This is a genomic window from Paenibacillus sp. MAH-35, from assembly GCF_058135425.1.
Genome location: NZ_JBYUPU010000056.1, coordinates 21,039 through 37,847 on the forward strand (window position 1 = coordinate 21,039; position 16,809 = coordinate 37,847).

Sequence of the window (16,809 nt, forward strand, 5' to 3'; positions counted from 1 at the left end):
TCAGCCTCGTGTTGCAGCAGTTTTGTTGTAGTTCTCCATGTAGACAAGCAGAATGGAGATGTCGGCAGGTGTAACGCCGGATATACGCGAAGCTTGGCCGATCGAGATCGGACGAATTTGCGACAGTCTTTGCTTCGCTTCGTTCGCAAGACCATGAATGTCGGCATACGGCAAGTCCTCCGGAAGCTTCTTCTTCTCCATCTTGCTTAGCCGTTCGACGTGGATCAGCTGCTTCTCGATATATCCTTCATACTTAATTTGGATCTCGACTTGCTCCTTCATCTCTTCATTTAATTCAAACGGTGAAGGAGACAACGTTTCGATGTGACTGTACAAAATTTCCGGACGACGAAGCAGCGAGATTAATTCAACCGCATTATTTAACGGAACCGTTCCCGCATCCGTCAGCATTTGCTGGACATGCGGCTCCGGACGTATTTTGGTCGTCTTTAGACGATCGATTTCCATAGCTACGGTTGATTTTTTATGTTCAAACTTCTTGTATCTCTCTTCAGAGATCAAGCCGATCTCGTAGCCGAGCGTTGTGAGGCGCAAATCCGCATTATCATGACGAAGCAGCAACCGGTACTCCGCACGCGATGTGAGAAGACGATAAGGCTCGCTCGTCCCTTTCGTGACGAGGTCGTCGATCATGACCCCGATATATCCTTGCGAACGCTCCAGGATAACCGGTTCCTTCCCTTGCACTTTACGCGCAGCATTAATTCCGGCCATAATCCCTTGCCCTGCCGCTTCTTCATAACCGGACGTTCCGTTGATCTGGCCTGCGGTGAACAGACTCGGTACGTGCTTCGTTTCCAGCGACGGCCACAGCTGCGTAGGCACGACGGCATCGTACTCGATCGCATAGCCGGTACGCATCATTTTTACATTTTCAAGTCCCGGTACCGAACGTAAAATGCTGAGCTGAACGTCTTCCGGCATACTGGTCGATAAACCTTGCACATAATACTCCGACGTATGGCGCCCTTCCGGTTCCAGGAAAATTTGGTGCTTCGGCTTGTCGCTGAACCGGACAATTTTATCTTCAATCGAAGGGCAATACCGCGGCCCCGTTCCCTCGATCGCCCCAGAGAACATCGGCGCGCGGTGCAGGTTGTTGTTAATAATCTCGTGGGTCGTCGCCGACGTATACGTCAGCCAGCAAGGGAGCTGCTCACGGGCAAACGGCTGCGTTTCATAAGAAAAGTATTTCGGCTGCTCATCGCCCGGCTGAATTTCCATTTTGGAGAAGTCGATCGTTTCCTTCTGCACGCGAGGCGGTGTCCCGGTTTTGAATCGGACGAGCTCCAGGCCGATTTCTTTTAAGTTCTCGGACAGTTTCAAGGACGGCTGCTGGTTATTCGGGCCGCTTTCGTACATCAGATCGCCCATAATCACTTTACCGCGCAAATAGGTGCCGGTTGTCAGTACAACCGCTTTGGCAAAATATTTCGCCCCCGTCTTCGTAACGACACCTACGCATACGCCGTCTTCCAGGATCAGCTCTTCCACCATGCCTTGCCGCAATGTAAGGCACTCCTGCTGCTCGATCGTTTCTTTCATCGTATGCTGGTACAAAAATTTATCCGCCTGCGCACGCAAAGCGTGAACGGCCGGTCCTTTCCCTGTATTCAGCATCCGCAGCTGAATAAACGTCTTATCGATATTACGCGCCATCTCTCCGCCGAGCGCATCGATTTCCCGGACTACGTGGCCTTTGGCCGGCCCTCCGATCGAAGGATTGCATGGCATAAACGCCACCATATCGAGATTAATCGTCAGCAGCAGCGTCTCACACCCCATTCGGGCGGCCGCAAGCGCCGCTTCACATCCGGCATGGCCAGCGCCGATTACGATCACCTCGAACCGGCCTGCATCGTAACTCATACGGAAAACCTCCTTTACCTTTGAAAATTATATTAACTTCCACTATTTCTTATAAAATCCATAAATTACTTTCCAAGACAGAACTGGGAGAAGATCTGATCGATCAGCGACTCGCCTACGGAGTCTCCGACCAGCTCCCCTAAGCTTTCCCAGGCACTGCGGATATCGATTTGAATCATATCGATCGGAATCCGCTGCTCGGCGGCGCTCCGGCCTTCCTCTAACGAGCGCAGCGCCTGTTTTAACAGATGAATATGCCGCACATTGCTTACATACGTCATATCGTTCGATTCCAGCTGACCGCCGAAAAACAATTCCCCGATCGCTTTCCCGAGCTGGTCGAGCCCTTCGTTTTCCTTAACCGACATCATCACGATCCGGTCTGCCGGAAATCTTTCGTTTATATAGGCAAGATCGGCCGCCGCAGGCAAATCCGTCTTGTTCAGTACCGCAATGCTTTGCTTATCCCGGACTTCCTCAATGAGACGGTACTCCTCCTCATGAAGCGGTTCGCTGCGGTTCAGTACGAGCAGGATCAGATCGGCGTCGGTCAGAGCGTTTCTCGACCTCTCCACACCAATACGCTCCACCACGTCCTCCGTTTCGCGGAGACCTGCCGTATCGAGCAGCTTGAGCGGAATTCCGTTCAAATTGACGTATTCCTCTATCACATCTCTCGTCGTTCCCGGAATATCGGTGACGATCGCCTTGTTCTCTTGCGCCAGCGCATTTAATAAGGAAGACTTGCCTACGTTCGGTCTGCCGACGATCGCCGTTACGATTCCTTCGCGAAGAATCTTCCCCTGTTCGGCCGTGCAGAGCAGCCGTTCGACCTCTGCAATCGACTCGTTGCACTTCTCTTGAATATAGTTGCTCGTCAGTTCTTCGACATCGTGCTCGGGATAATCGATATTGACTTCAATATGCGCCATCAGCTCTACAAGCTCGTGCCTCAGCACTTTAACCTGCTTCGATAATGTCCCCTCGACCTGCTTCAGCGCGATCTTGAACGCCCGGTCCGACTTGGCCCGGATCAGATCAATAACGGCTTCGGCCTGGGTCAGATCGATCCGCCCGTTCAGGTAAGCCCGTTTCGTAAATTCGCCGGGCTCCGCAAGCCTCACGCCTTGCTCCAGGACGAGATCGAGAACCTTTTTGACCGAAATAATGCCCCCATGGCAGTTGATCTCCACGACGTCCTCCATCGTAAAGGAACGAGGCGCCCGCATCACCGTGACAAGCACCTCCTCGATCCTCTCTCCGGTCGACGGATGGACGATATGGCCGTAATGAACCGTATGGGTCGGAACGTCTTGCAGCTTGCCTTTAAATGAAAAGATGCGATCCGACAGCTCCACCGAGTCGGGGCCGCTTACGCGGATCACGGCAATGCCTCCTTCACCGGCCGGAGTCGCAATAGCCGCTATCGTATCCGTTAACATATCCGTACACCACCTTTCTCTTGCTGTCGTTTCTTACTGTCCTTACTGTCCACTATTGCTCCTTTGACCCGGATAAACGCCTACCAGCGTCTTGAAGGCTGGGGGTTATCGAGATTTAGAGCCACTTTCACGATATATTTTCTGATAAATAAACAAAAACAATGACTCCCGCCTTACACGAAGTCATTGCATGAAATACGCGCGCTATGGAGCGCGACAAGTCGGTCATCCATCGCCGCTCCTATCTCAGTGCGATAACGACTCTTCGGTTCGGCTCTTCCCCTTTGCTGAACGTCTTGACATCCGGATGGTTTTGCAGCTGAGAGTGAATCACTTTGCGTTCCTGCGAAGACATCGGCTCCAGCACGACCTCTTTGCGGCTGCGGATGACCCGCTTAGCGAGACGATCCGACAGCTCCTCCAGCGTCTGCTTCCGGCGCCCCCGGAAATTTTCCGCATCCAGCACGATCCGCAAATGGGAGTTCGAATACCGATTGGCTACGATATTGACCAGATATTGCAACGAATCGAGCGTCTGCCCTCTTCTGCCGATCAATATGCCAAGTTCCTTGCCGCTCAAATTAAACTGTACGCCGTCATCGGTATGTTCACGATCGATTTTCACTTGGATGCTCATAGTCCGAAAGACGTCTTCCAGAAACGCGACGGCCTCCTCCAGCGCGTCCGGGATCAGTTCTAGCTCCACCTTCGCGTCTTTGGCGCCGATCAGGCCGAAGAGCCCCTTGGAGGGCTGCTCCAGCACCTGCGTCTTCACCCTCTCCGGCGGTACATTCCATTGGGCCAGTCCGGATTTTATTGCTTCCTCGATCGTTTTACCCGTGACAACGATTGTTTTCATTTCGATAGGCCACCCTTTTGATTTGATCTACCGTATAGAAAATAAGATTGCACGACCGTAAACATGTTGCTGTAGACCCAATACAACGGCAAAGCCGAAGCAAAGTTCATCGACATGACAAAGATCAGGATCGGGAAAATGATCATGAGGCTTTGCATCTGCGGCGTCATTTGAGTAGCCATTACTTTTTGCTGCAGCCAGGTTGTGGCGGCCGCAAGCGTCGGAAGCACGTAGTACGGGTCCGGCGCGCCGAGCTGCATCCACAGGAACGTGTGCGAGCTGATCTCGCCGTTACGAACGATCGCGTTATACAGCGCAATCAGAATCGGCATCTGTACGAGCAGCGGCAAACATCCGGCGAGCGGATTGACGCCGTTCTTCTGAAACAGCTTCATCGTTTCTTCCTGCTGTTTCTTCGGATCGTCCTTGTACTTGTCCTTGATCTTCTTCATATCCGGCTGGATCGCTTGCATCGCTTTGGAGCTGCGGTATTGCTTCAGCGTCAGCGGAAGGACCAGGAACCGGATAATAATCGTGACGACCAGGATGGACAGGCCGTACGAGCCCCACATATTGTTGGCGAACCAGTCCAGCAATGTAGAAAGCGGATGCACGAAATAGCGGTCCCATATCCCGTTCTCCGGGTTAATCGGATTGTCATGCGGCGACATGGTGCTGCATCCGGACAGCACGAGCAGTGCAGCCGCAAAGAGCAGCATAAGTTGTATACGACGACGGGCCAAAAGTAACGTCCTCCTAAAATCTTTATCTATTAAGCTGCTCCGGCGGAAATCCCCTGTCCGGATAGCTCGGGAAAGGCACCGAAACGGACGTGAAACGGCCCTCCTATCCAACTTCAACTATACCACATGTTGGACGGCAAAGAAAATAATTTGTCCACAAGCCGGACCGGTTCGTTACGACGGATTTCGGATCATTTGAGCTCGTTTCAGAACGTGCATCAGGCTCTTCTCCATCGCGTGGTAATCCATCTCCACCACAGGCTTTCTGGCGATCACGACAAAGTCGTAATGGGATCGGATCTTCTGTTCGTTCAGACGAACGATCTCCTTCAACACCCGGCGAATCCGGTTGCGCACAACCGCGCTCCCCAGTTTCTTGCTGACCGACACTCCCATCCGGAACCTCTCGATTCTCGGATTGGGCAGACTATACACGACATACTGCTGGTTAGCCGCCGATTTGCCGTAGCGGTATATTTTATTGAAATCTTCCCTGCGGGTCAGCCTCAGTTCTTTTTCCATCTACAGTCACCATCGTTTCGAAAACGCATACGAATCTATCGTTCACACTTGATCGCGAAAATAAACCGCCAAAAGGCCGCAATAAAAAGAAAAGACCACCTTGAAGTGGCCTTCCGTTACGCGCTGATAACTTTTCTTCCTTTTTGGCGGCGGGCTTTCAATACTTTGCGGCCGTTCTTCGTGCTCATTCTTTTGCGAAAGCCGTGCACTTTCTTGCGCTTGCTTACATTTGGTTTAAATGTAGGACCCATCTATCGCACCTCCCCTTGGGATTTCGAAACTTCCGGTCGTCCAAAAACGCCTCTATCCATTAAATCACTTCCACCCCCAAAAGTCAATTCGCCGCTACTTGAAAATTTTGTGCGGCTCTCTCCCTCTTTTTCGGCGACGGATCCACAGCCCGGAAAAAGCTCGTTTGCCGTCGGTTTGTCCACCTGTGCATAACTTTATAAGGAACAAAACCGGATTTTGTCGCATTCTACACAGCGTATAAACAATATGTAGTGCTGTTGACAACTTTTACGCACAAGGGATTGATATTGTGGATAATGTTTGAAAACACGCGCCAATTCTGCTATCATGATATTGTTTTCGGTTGTGGACAGTCTTCGATCGCCCTCGGATTATCAACAGCTTGTGGATAACTTTGTGAACAATTTTCCCCTTTCGATATTTTCAAATTTCCCGCTTTTGCGACTTATGTGGATAAGTTTCGACATCATCCCTGCGATGATTTCTATAGCCTGTTTTGGCGTCCGACCGGCAACGAATATAAGGAGTGAACAAACTGTGGACGGATCTACCCACGATTTATGGCAACAAGTGTTGTCCGTAATCCAAACAAGATTGAGCAAACCTAGCTTCGACACTTGGCTGAAATCGACGAAGGCATCCGTGTTCACTGAAACACAGCTGACGATCTGCGCTCCGAACAATTTCGCCCGCGAATGGCTGGAGAGCCGTTATGCCAAAATGATTGCCCATACCGTGTTCGAATATACAGGCCGGGAAGTCGAAGTGAAGTTCGTGCTGCAAGATACGGAGGCTCCTGCGGCCAAACCCGCGCAGACTCCCGCTCCCCAGCCTGTTCGGCAGCCGCCTGCGCTGGAAGACGGCAGCATCTACAATTTGCTGAATCCGAAATATACGTTCGACACTTTCGTCATCGGTACGGGGAACCGGTTCGCTCACGCCGCCTCGCTGGCCGTCGCCGAAGCGCCCGCCAAGTCTTACAATCCGCTGTTCCTATACGGCGGCGTAGGGCTAGGCAAGACGCATCTGATGCATGCGATCGGTCACTATGTCATGGAGCATAACCCCGGAGCGCGCGTGCTGTATATCTCGTCCGAGAAATTTACGAACGAGTTCATTAACGCCGTCCGCGACAACCGCGGCGAAGATTTCCGCAACAAATACAGGACGATTGACGTGCTGCTGATCGACGATATCCAGTTTCTCGCCGGCAAGGAAGGGACGCAGGAAGAATTTTTCCATACGTTTAATGCGCTGCACGAGGAACGGAAACAGATCATCATCTCGAGCGACCGCCAGCCTAAAGAGATCCCGACACTGGAAGACCGGCTCCGATCCCGCTTCGAATGGGGACTAATCACGGACATTCAGCCTCCCGATCTCGAGACGCGTATTGCGATTCTTCGCAAGAAGGCGAAAGCCGAGAACCTGGACATCCCGAACGAAGCGATGATCTATATCGCCAATCAGGTCGATACGAACATCCGGGAGCTCGAAGGCGCGCTGATCCGCGTCGTCGCCTACTCCTCCCTCATTAACCAGGACATAACGACGCATCTGGCGGCCGAAGCTCTTAAAGACATCATTCCGTCGAGCCGGCCCAAAATGATCACGATCCAGGACATCCAGCAGAAGGTCGGCGAATTTTACAACCTTAAGCTGGAGGAGTTCAAAGCGCGCAAAAGGACGAAAGCCGTCGCTTTCCCGAGACAGGTGGCGATGTATTTGTCGCGCGAGCTGACCGACTATTCGCTTCCCAAGATCGGCGAGGCGTTCGGCGGCCGCGATCATACGACAGTTATCCATGCCCATGAGAAAATCGCCTCGGCCGTCCAGCAGGATCAGGACTTGTACAAAATTATTCAGACGATATCCGACAAAATTAAAAATCCGTCCTCTTGACAACTTGAAGCCTATGCACAATCTATTCACATGTGGATAGGCTTTATCCGTCAGGTCATTTCGACACTTATCCACATATTCAGGGCGCCTACTACTACGTGCACTATAAAAGATATATACTTATGAATAAAAGGGCGTGTTCGCCCAACGAGTTCCGAGACCTGTATTTCGGCGAATGATACGGAACAAGGCATGCGTTATTCGCATTGCCCGCTTTCCCCTGCCTCCGGGGACATTCGTCATGTACTCCATCCTATGCAGCAAGCGGAATCCTTTAGAACCGGGAGTTGAAATTGATGAAACTGAACATTTTGAAGGACGATTTGAACGAATCGATCCAGCACGTCTCCAAAGCAATCTCCAGCCGGACGGCAATCCCGATCCTTACCGGCATCAAAATAGACGTCCAGCCGAACGGAGTCACGCTAACCGCCTCCGATACCGAGATTTCAATTCAAAGCTTCATCCCGCCAGAAAAAGACGGGACCGCTACGGTTGAAGTCATCACACCCGGAAGCGTTGTTCTGCCGGCCAAATTTTTTACGGAAATCATCAAAAAGCTGCCGTCCCGCGATGTAACGATCGAGGTCAAAGAAAATTTCCTGACCTGGATCCGTTCCGGCTCCGCCGAAATCCAAATCGTCGGACTCGATCCGGAGGAATATCCGCTTCTGCCTCAACTCGAGGAAAATGAGGTTCTTAACGTTTCCAGCGATCTGCTGAAAGCGATGATCCGCCAGACGACTTTTGCGGTGTCCACCAGCGAGACTTCCCCGATCCTCACAGGCGTCCTGTGGAATTTCAGTCAGGACAGACTGAAGCTGATTGCCTGCGACCGGTTGCGGATGGCTTCCAGAGAATCGCATATCGATTCGAACAACAGCCTGAATTTCCAAAATATTGTGATCGCCGGCAAAAGCCTGAACGAGTTGAACAAGCTGCTTCCCGATCAAAATATGATGGTCGATATCGTAGTTGCGAACAACCAGGTGCTGTTCAAGATGGATACGATCCTGTTCTACACCCGGATGCTCGACGGCACATACCCGGATACGTCCAAGCTCATTCCTCAGTCGTTCCAGACCGAGCTGACCATCGATACGAGGAAGCTGGCCGATGCGATCGACCGCGCTTATTTGCTGTCCCGGGAAGAAAAGACGAATATCGTCAAAATGACGCTGAAAGACGAGAATACCGTCGAAATTTCCTCCAGCTCGAGCGAGCTTGGCAAAGTGAAGGAAGAGATCGACGCTCATACCTTATCCGGAGAGCTGCTCAGCATTTCTTTCAACTCCAAATATATGCTTGATGCCTTAAAAGTAATCGACAGCGACTATATCCAAATTTGTTTCCGCGGGGCGATGCAGCCGATCATCATGAAGCCTGAGGATCATTCCAACATGCTCCATCTGATCATGCCGTACCGGACTACGGGCTGAACGGAGAACTGATCATGAAACCGATAGAAATTACGACGGAATATATTACGCTCGGACAGTTTCTAAAATTAGCCGACTGCATCTCGACCGGCGGACAAGCCAAGCCGTTCCTGCTCGAAACCGCCATCCTCGTCAATGATGTGGCTGAGAACCGCAGAGGGCGCAAGCTGTACCGGGACGACCGGGTGCAAGTGGAAGGATGCGGCGTTTTTGTAGTGACCCGCCGCTAGGAGGAACGTTATTTGTACTTGAAAAAGCTTTCGCTGCGCGATTATCGCAACTACGAATCCGTCGAGTTCGCTACCGAAGGAGCCGTCAACCTGTTCGTCGGTCCGAACGCCCAAGGGAAAACCAATCTGCTTGAAGCGATATTCGTGCTGGCTCTCACCAAGTCGCACCGGACGCATCAGGACAAGGAATTGATCCGCTGGGGCGCGGACCGTACGATGCTGTACGGCGAACTGGACAAAAAGTACGGTCCCTGCACGCTGGAGCTGACGCTGACGGGCCAGGGCAAACGGGCGAAGGTCAACGGACTGGAGCAAAGAAAGCTGAGCGATTTCATAGGTTCGTTAAACGTGGTGATGTTCGCTCCCGAAGATTTGAATATCGTCAAAGGGTCGCCGGGCATTCGCCGCCGGTTCCTTGACATGGAGATCGGCCAGGTGCAGCCGTCCTACTTGTACGACCTGTCCCAGTACCAGAAAGTGCTCGTTCAACGCAATAATTTGCTGAAGCAGTCGTTCCGCGATAAAGCTCCGAATGCGACGATGATGGACGTCTGGAACGAACAACTTGCAAGACTAGGTATTAAAATCATGAAAAAACGTCAAAACTTTATAAAAAAGCTGCAAATTTGGGCGGAATCGATCCATCACGGCATTACGAACGGCTCAGAGAAGCTCTTGATTGCGTACAATCCCTCTTTCGGCTATGACGAGACTTTCGAAGAAACTGTCTTATTTGAACAATTTATGATAAAGTTATCACAGGCAGCCGACCAGGAAATTCGCCGCGGCACAACGCTGTACGGTCCTCACCGGGACGATTTGGCCTTCTTTATCAACGGCAAAGATGTACAAACCTTCGGCTCCCAAGGCCAGCAGCGGACGACGGCTCTATCGCTGAAACTGGCTGAAATCGAATTTATTCAGGAAGAAGTGGGCGAATATCCGATTCTCCTGCTTGATGACGTTTTGTCCGAATTGGACACTTACCGGCAAACCCAGCTTCTCGAGACGTTCCAGACGAAAGTGCAAACGTTCATCACGACGACCGGCGTAGAAAGCCTACAGATGAACCGATTGGGGAACGCCTCCATTTTTCATGTGCGCAACGGCCAGCTGGTCAACGACTAGCACACTGTCAGACCTTACACGGCGAATTGACAAGTCGTTCTGGCACCCCACCCGGCCAGCCGATTCCAAGCCACAAAGTCTGCTCTGACTTTTGCTGCTAGCGCGGAATTGCCCCTCAGTCCGCACACGTTGACATTACCGGAACCTGCCGTAGTTTTGCATATAAACGTCTGTCTTACAGCGAAAAACGGGAGCTGATTCGTCATGTTCATTCATTTGGGCGGAGAAAAAATAATACGCGCGTCCGAACTGATCGCCATTTTCGATCTGTCGATCGAGAAGTCTTCTAAAATATCGAAAAGCTTTGTTCAGCATGCCCAAAAAGAACGAAACGTCGAAGTGATCGGTGAAGAGGAATGCAAGTCACTCGTCGTAACGAAGTCCAAAGTCTACTATTCCCCCATCTCCTCCACCACTTTGAAAAAAAGGGCCAATGTGTTATTGGCGAGCGATGTCGAGATATTTTCAAATCAAAGAAGTAGGTGACAAAAGCAAATGACAGTCAACCAACACGCATATGACGAAAGCCAGATCCAGGTGCTAGAGGGCCTCGAAGCGGTCCGCAAGCGCCCGGGGATGTATATCGGGTCGACGAGCACCCGGGGACTGCACCATTTGGTTTGGGAAGTGGTAGATAACAGTATCGACGAAGCACTGGCAGGCCACTGTACGACGATCCAGGTCATCGTTCACAAAGATAATAGCGTTACCGTCATAGATAACGGCCGGGGAATACCGGTCGGCGAGAATACGAAGCTGAAAAAGTCGACGCTTGAGGTTGTCCTGACCGTCCTTCATGCCGGCGGCAAGTTCGGCGGAGAAGGCTACAAAGTATCCGGGGGGTTGCACGGAGTAGGCGTATCCGTAGTGAACGCGTTATCGGAGCAACTGATCGCCAAGGTAAAGCGCGACGGACACATTCATTTGCAGGAGTTTCGTCGGGGTGCGCCTCAGCACGATCTGAAAATTGTCGGCGATACCGACGAGACGGGAACGACGATCACGTTTAAGCCCGACCCCGAGATTTTTACCGAGACGACGGAATACGACTATGATGTGCTGCAGTCCCGAATCCGGGAGCTCGCTTTTTTGAATAAAGGCATCGAGATTCAGCTCATCGACGAGCGGAACGATGTCTCGAATACGTATAAATATGACGGCGGGATTATCTCCTTCGTCGAGTATCTGAACCGCAACAGGCAAGCGGTCCACGAGCCTCCGATCTACATCGAGGGCAACAAGGACAATATCAACGTCGAAATATCGCTGCAATATAACGACAGCTATAACGAGAACATATATTCGTTCGCCAACAATATCAACACCCACGAGGGCGGAACGCATGAATCGGGCTTTAAAAGCGCGCTGACCCGGATCTTGAACGATTACGCCCGCAAGTCCAATTCGATCAAGGACAGCGATTCCAACTTGTCCGGTGATGACGTACGGGAAGGCCTCACGGCTATTATTTCAGTGAAAATTCCGGAGCCTCAATTTGAAGGGCAGACGAAGACGAAGCTCGGCAACAGTGAGGTTCGCGGTATCGTCGAGTCTTTTTTTGCGGACAAGTTCGAAGAGTTTCTCAACGAGAATCCGGCGATTGCCAAGAAGATCGTGGAGAAAGGCATTCAGGCGGCCAGAGCGCGGGAAGCCGCCCGCAAAGCCAGAGAGTTGACGCGCCGCAAAAGCGCGCTCGAAGTCAGTTCCCTGCCGGGCAAGCTGGCTGACTGTTCGTCCAAGGACGCTTCGATCAGCGAAGTATTCATTGTCGAAGGGGACTCCGCAGGCGGGTCGGCCAAGCAGGGCCGCGATCGTCATTTCCAAGCGATCCTGCCGCTGCGCGGTAAAATTCTCAACGTAGAGAAGTCGCGCCTGGATAAAATTTTGTCCAATGCGGAGATTCGGGCGATCATTACGGCACTCGGCACAGGAATCGGCGACGATTTCGACCTGGCCAAAGCCCGTTACCACAAAATCGTGATCATGACCGACGCGGACGTCGACGGCGCCCATATCCGGACGCTGCTGCTGACGTTTTTCTACCGGTACATGCGCAGAATTATCGAAGCCGGTTATATATATATCGCTCAACCGCCCCTTTTCAAGATCGAGCGGAATAAGACGATCCGTTATGCCTATAACGAGAAACAAAGAGATGCGGTCATCCAGGAATTCGGCGAAGGCGTAAAGGTGAACGTTCAGCGCTACAAAGGTTTGGGTGAAATGAATCCCGGGCAGCTGTGGGAGACGACGATGGATCCGGAGAGCCGTACGATGCTGCAGGTCAGCATTCAAGATGCCATTGAAGCCGATACGTTGTTCGATACGCTGATGGGCGACAATGTCGAACCGCGCAGAGATTTTATCCAGCAGCATGCCAAGTATGTGAAAAACCTGGATTACTAATTCATCGCCAGATTGGATTTGCTAGAGAAGCTTTCAGGAGGTTTCCATGTCCGAAGAAAAACATTCGCAAGTAAGAGATATCGACATCGGCACAGAGATGCGCACGTCGTTTATGGATTATGCAATGAGCATCATCGTCAGCCGTGCTCTGCCGGATGTACGGGACGGGCTGAAGCCGGTTCACCGCCGCATTTTGTATGCGATGTCCGAGCTCGGTATGGCTCCGGATAAACCGTACAAGAAGTCGGCGCGGATCGTCGGGGAAGTCATCGGGAAATATCACCCGCACGGTGATTCCGCGGTTTACGAGACGATGGTCGGTCTGGCGCAGGATTTCTCTACACGCTACATGCTCGTCGACGGTCACGGCAACTTCGGTTCGGTCGACGGAGATTTTCCAGCCGCTATGCGTTATACGGAAGCCCGTCTGTCCAAAATATCGATGGAGCTTCTGCGGGATTTGCAGAAAGAGACGGTCGATTTCGTACCGAACTACGACGGCGAAGAGCAAGAGCCTTCGGTACTGCCTTCCCGTTATCCGAACCTGCTCGTTAACGGTTCTTACGGGATCGCGGTAGGGATGGCCACGAGTATTCCGCCTCATAACCTCGGCGAGGTCATCGACGGCGTGCAGATGATGATCGACAACCCGGACGTGACGCCGCTGGAGCTGATGCAGGCGATCAAAGGACCGGACTTCCCGACGGGCGCATTCATTTTGGGACGCGAAGGGATTCGTCAGGCTTACACGACCGGCCGCGGCTCAGCCACGATGCGGGCCAAGGTGAACATCGAGGAAGTCAACAACAAAGCCCGGATCGTCGTTTACGAAATTCCTTACAAAGTAAATAAGGCCAGACTTGTCGAGAAAATTGCCGAGCTGGTTCGCGATAAAGTAATCGACGGCATTACGGACCTGCGGGACGAGTCCGACCGTAACGGCATGCGGATCGTTATCGAGCTGCGCCGGGATGTGAACCCGAACGTTGTGCTGAACAATTTGTACAAGCATACGCCTATGCAGTCCAATTACGGGATCATTATGCTGGCGCTCGTGAACGGCGAACCGAAGGTGCTGAATCTTCGGGATATGATTTATTATTATTTAAAGCATCAGCAGGAAATTATACGCCGCCGTACCGAGTACGATTTGAAAAAAGCGGAAGCTCGCGCCCATATTCTCGAAGGGCTGCGGATCGCACTCGACAACCTGGACGAGGTCATCGCGTTAATTCGTTCTTCGCGTACGACCGAGATGGCGAGAGACGGACTCATGAACCGGTTCAGCTTGAGTCTCGAGCAGGCCCAGGCGATCCTCGATATGCGTTTGCAGCGCCTGACCGGTCTGGAACGCGAGAAGATCGAAGCGGAGTATGCCGAATTGATGCAGAAAATCGCCGAATACAAAGCGATCTTGGCCGACGAGCAGCTTATTCTCGCCATTATCAGCGAAGAGATGCGCGAGATTAAGGAGAAGTTCAGCGATGAACGGCGCAGCGAGATTACGATCGGCGAAGAAAGCATCGAGGACGAAGATCTGATCCCGCAAGAAGATGTGATTATTACGATCACCCATTCCGGGTATGTGAAACGTCTGCCGGTTACGACTTATCGCAGCCAGAAGCGTGGGGGCAAAGGCGTCGTCGGGATGGATACGAAAGATAAAGACTTTGTCGAACATTTGTTTGTGTCGAATACGCACCAGTATTTGATGTTTTTCACGAACAAAGGGAAGGCCTACCGGCTTAAAGCGTACGAAATCCCGGATTTGAGCCGAACCGCCCGCGGGACCCCTATCATTAACCTGATCCAGATCGAGCAAGGCGAGACGGTTAATGCGGTGATTCCGATCGAAAGTTTCGATTCCGAGCAGTATTTGTTCTTTGCTACCAAAAACGGGATTGTCAAAAAGACGCCGCTCGACGACTACTCCAACATTCGGAAAGCCGGCCTAATCGCGATTCATCTGCGGGAGGACGACGATCTGATCGGTGTGAAGCTGACGGACGGCAAGCAGGAAATCATTATGGGAACGAAGATGGGGATGTCGATCCGTTTTCCGGAGGATGATGTCCGCCCGATGGGACGTTCTGCAACCGGCGTAAAAGGGATTTCGATCTCCGATAACGATGCTGTTATCGATATGGACGTTGTGGATATGAACGATGACGTGCTGATCGTAACGTCCAAAGGGTATGGCAAACGGACGCCGATGGAAGAATACCGGATTCAGACCCGCGGCGGCAAAGGCATCAAAACGTTGAATATAACGTCCAAGAACGGGCCAGTCGTCTGTCTCAAGGTCGTCAAAAACGAAGAAGATCTCATGATCATCACCGCATCGGGGACGATTATCCGCACCAGCATGTCCGGCATCAATACGATGGGACGGAATACGCAGGGAGTCAGACTCATTCATACCCGCGAGGATGATGAAGTGGCGACTGTCTCCAGGGTGGAGAAAAACGAAGAAGCGGCGATCGATATGGATTCCGAGTCCGAAGACGGAGAATAAGCGCGAGCTTTTACCCGATTGAATAATCCGATACGCAAGGCAGGGGAAGTTTGATGGCGGTCGTTCCCGTTTCCCAGTTGAAGCTTGGCGATAGAATCATCGAGGATGTACTAACGAAACCAGGCAGCCTCTTGTTCAGAAAAGGTCAAAGCGTTACACCGCGGGAGCTGGATATACTGCGTGCTTTTCTAATTCCTTCGGTTATGATCGAAGGCAAAGAGCCGGAGGCGGAGTCGCCCGAAAAAGCCGAAGAGGCCAAAAGTGAAGACTCGTCCCAAGTCCAGTTTCATGCCGAATATGACAAGATGGTTCAACTGCTCAAAAAAGTGTTCAAAGATTCTTCGTCCGTCCAGATAATTCCGATTCTCGAGATCCGGACCGGCTTGGAGCAGCTAATCTCCAAAATTCAGCAGTACAACATTTTGACGTTTACACCCAAGATGCTGAATATGGAGGACTATATTTACCACAATAGCATTATGGTTGCGCTGACTTCGTATATGCTGGCCAAGTGGCACGGCTTTCAGAGCAAGGACTGGATGCCGATCGCCCTTGGCGGGCTGCTTCACGATATCGGCAATGCGAAGGTGGACCCGGCCATTTTGGCCAAGCCTTCAAAGCTGACCCCGCCGGAAGTGGAGGAAGTACGCCGCCATACCGTATACGGCTACGCGATTCTCAAAAATATACCTTCGCTCAACGAAGGCTCCAAGTTGTGCGCACTGCAGCATCATGAGCGGGAGGACGGCTCCGGTTACCCAATGGCGGTCAAAGGGGACAAGATCCACCCTTATGCCAAAGTGATAGCGGTCGCCGATATTTTTCACGCGATGACCAGCCACAGAGCCTACAAAAAAGCGGAGTCGCCCTATCAGGTGCTGGAGCAGGTACAGAAGGAGTCGTTCGGCAAGCTGGAACCGACCGTTGTATCCACCTTTATCAATAAAGTGACTCAGTTCCATAACGGGACTGTAGTACGACTGAGCGACGACAGTGTCGGCGAAATCATCTTTACCGACCGGGCTAATCCGACGCGTCCGATGGTCAACGTGAACGGGGCGATTATTAACTTGGCGGTCGAACGGAAGCTGTATATTCGGGAAGTAATTTAAATATAGTCGAAGCGGGTGCCGGGATGCGCCCGCTTTTTGTTTGGAGCGATTGTGCGAGGTATAATGGGGATAGCTGGACGTTTCAAAGAAAATAAAAATAGGAGTTGACTTAAGGGGACGAGCATGATAATCTATTCCTTGTCGCCAAAAACGACAGCAAGCATTCAAAAAAAAGATTCAAAAAAAAGCTTGCAAAGATATAGGCGACTGTGATACATTAAAGAGGTCGCCGCAAAACGGATGACAACGAAACAAAAGAACATTTTGTTCCTTGAAAACTGAACAACGAGCGTGCAAGTGACGATCTCGCAAGAGATCAAAACAAGTCGAGTTATCGACACAAGTCAGTACGTTTGAGCAATCAGCTCT

Annotated in this window: 14 protein-coding genes; 8 read left to right on the forward strand and 6 right to left on the reverse strand. The window is 51.6% G+C overall.

The genetic code is table 11. The features are described 5' to 3' along the window. From mnmG to rpmH, 6 genes are all read right to left on the reverse strand, one after another. Positions 1-1,890 (reverse strand): tRNA uridine-5-carboxymethylaminomethyl(34) synthesis enzyme MnmG, encoded by a 1,890-nt coding sequence (gene mnmG, locus AC3Y2E_RS31730; RefSeq protein WP_379217286.1) that lies wholly within the window; start codon positions 1,888-1,890, stop codon positions 1-3. A 65-nt stretch (positions 1,891-1,955) separates the two neighbouring features. Continuing rightward, positions 1,956-3,332: a tRNA uridine-5-carboxymethylaminomethyl(34) synthesis GTPase MnmE gene (gene mnmE, locus AC3Y2E_RS31735; RefSeq protein WP_379217287.1), complete on the reverse strand. Its 1,377-nt coding sequence runs from the start codon at positions 3,330-3,332 to the stop codon at positions 1,956-1,958. A gap of 241 nt (positions 3,333-3,573) precedes the next feature. Continuing rightward, complete coding sequence (gene jag / locus AC3Y2E_RS31740) at positions 3,574-4,191, reverse strand: RNA-binding cell elongation regulator Jag/EloR (RefSeq protein ID WP_332072317.1); 618 nt, start codon at positions 4,189-4,191, stop codon at positions 3,574-3,576. Continuing rightward, positions 4,188-4,910 carry a membrane protein insertase YidC gene (yidC, locus tag AC3Y2E_RS31745; protein ID WP_190924127.1) on the reverse strand — a complete coding sequence of 241 codons (723 nt, stop codon included), beginning with the start codon at positions 4,908-4,910 and terminating at the stop codon, positions 4,188-4,190. The genes jag and yidC overlap by 4 nt, the downstream gene beginning before the upstream one ends. 198 nt (positions 4,911-5,108) lie before the next feature. Continuing rightward, positions 5,109-5,456 carry a ribonuclease P protein component gene (gene rnpA / locus AC3Y2E_RS31750; RefSeq protein WP_379217288.1) on the reverse strand — a complete coding sequence of 116 codons (348 nt, stop codon included), beginning with the start codon at positions 5,454-5,456 and terminating at the stop codon, positions 5,109-5,111. A 116-nt stretch (positions 5,457-5,572) separates the two neighbouring features. Beyond that, entirely contained in the window at positions 5,573-5,707 is a 135-nt protein-coding gene (rpmH, locus tag AC3Y2E_RS31755; protein ID WP_110841751.1) for a 50S ribosomal protein L34, read from the reverse strand. A gap of 538 nt (positions 5,708-6,245) precedes the next feature. Between rpmH and dnaA the strand changes: the two genes are divergently transcribed. From dnaA to AC3Y2E_RS31795, 8 genes are all read left to right on the forward strand, one after another. Continuing rightward, positions 6,246-7,610, forward strand: a complete 1,365-nt coding sequence (gene dnaA, locus AC3Y2E_RS31760) for a chromosomal replication initiator protein DnaA (protein ID WP_317891120.1) — start codon at positions 6,246-6,248, stop codon at positions 7,608-7,610. A 296-nt stretch (positions 7,611-7,906) separates the two neighbouring features. After that, entirely contained in the window at positions 7,907-9,049 is a 1,143-nt protein-coding gene (gene dnaN / locus AC3Y2E_RS31765; protein WP_332072314.1) for a DNA polymerase III subunit beta, read from the forward strand. Positions 9,050-9,063: 14 nt separating this feature from the next. Beyond that, entirely contained in the window at positions 9,064-9,279 is a 216-nt protein-coding gene (gene yaaA / locus AC3Y2E_RS31770; RefSeq protein ID WP_332072313.1) for a S4 domain-containing protein YaaA, read from the forward strand. Positions 9,280-9,291: 12 nt separating this feature from the next. Further along, the gene (gene recF / locus AC3Y2E_RS31775) at positions 9,292-10,407 is read left to right on the forward strand and encodes a DNA replication/repair protein RecF (RefSeq protein WP_332072311.1); all 1,116 of its coding nucleotides are present in this window, start codon (positions 9,292-9,294) and stop codon (positions 10,405-10,407) included. A 204-nt stretch (positions 10,408-10,611) separates the two neighbouring features. Further along, positions 10,612-10,893 (forward strand): extracellular matrix regulator RemB, encoded by a 282-nt coding sequence (gene remB, locus AC3Y2E_RS31780; protein WP_190924117.1) that lies wholly within the window; start codon positions 10,612-10,614, stop codon positions 10,891-10,893. A gap of 9 nt (positions 10,894-10,902) precedes the next feature. Continuing rightward, a complete protein-coding gene (gyrB, locus tag AC3Y2E_RS31785; protein WP_379217289.1) occupies positions 10,903-12,813 on the forward strand; it encodes a DNA topoisomerase (ATP-hydrolyzing) subunit B in 1,911 nt (636 codons plus the stop codon). A 46-nt stretch (positions 12,814-12,859) separates the two neighbouring features. Continuing rightward, positions 12,860-15,328, forward strand: coding sequence for a DNA gyrase subunit A (gene gyrA, locus AC3Y2E_RS31790; protein WP_190924120.1), 2,469 nt, complete (start codon positions 12,860-12,862; stop codon positions 15,326-15,328). Between the two features lie 53 nt (positions 15,329-15,381). Beyond that, positions 15,382-16,440, forward strand: a complete 1,059-nt coding sequence (locus tag AC3Y2E_RS31795; RefSeq protein WP_379217290.1) for an HD-GYP domain-containing protein — start codon at positions 15,382-15,384, stop codon at positions 16,438-16,440. Positions 16,441-16,809 lie beyond the last annotated feature (369 nt).

Bases quoted from the DNA above. Each gene is read 5' to 3' on its own strand.
- mnmG (WP_379217286.1), bottom strand. From the start codon at position 1,890: ATGAGTTACGATGCAGGCCGGTTCGAGGTGATCGTAATCGGCGCTGGC.
- mnmE (WP_379217287.1), bottom strand. From the start codon at position 3,332: ATGTTAACGGATACGATAGCGGCTATTGCGACTCCGGCCGGTGAAGGA.
- jag (WP_332072317.1), bottom strand. From the start codon at position 4,191: ATGAAAACAATCGTTGTCACGGGTAAAACGATCGAGGAAGCAATAAAA.
- yidC (WP_190924127.1), bottom strand. From the start codon at position 4,910: ATGCTGCTCTTTGCGGCTGCACTGCTCGTGCTGTCCGGATGCAGCACC.
- rnpA (WP_379217288.1), bottom strand. From the start codon at position 5,456: ATGGAAAAAGAACTGAGGCTGACCCGCAGGGAAGATTTCAATAAAATA.
- rpmH (WP_110841751.1), bottom strand. From the start codon at position 5,707: ATGGGTCCTACATTTAAACCAAATGTAAGCAAGCGCAAGAAAGTGCAC.
- dnaN (WP_332072314.1), top strand. From the start codon at position 7,907: ATGAAACTGAACATTTTGAAGGACGATTTGAACGAATCGATCCAGCAC.
- yaaA (WP_332072313.1), top strand. From the start codon at position 9,064: ATGAAACCGATAGAAATTACGACGGAATATATTACGCTCGGACAGTTT.
- remB (WP_190924117.1), top strand. From the start codon at position 10,612: ATGTTCATTCATTTGGGCGGAGAAAAAATAATACGCGCGTCCGAACTG.
- gyrB (WP_379217289.1), top strand. From the start codon at position 10,903: ATGACAGTCAACCAACACGCATATGACGAAAGCCAGATCCAGGTGCTA.
- gyrA (WP_190924120.1), top strand. From the start codon at position 12,860: ATGTCCGAAGAAAAACATTCGCAAGTAAGAGATATCGACATCGGCACA.
- AC3Y2E_RS31795 (WP_379217290.1), top strand. From the start codon at position 15,382: ATGGCGGTCGTTCCCGTTTCCCAGTTGAAGCTTGGCGATAGAATCATC.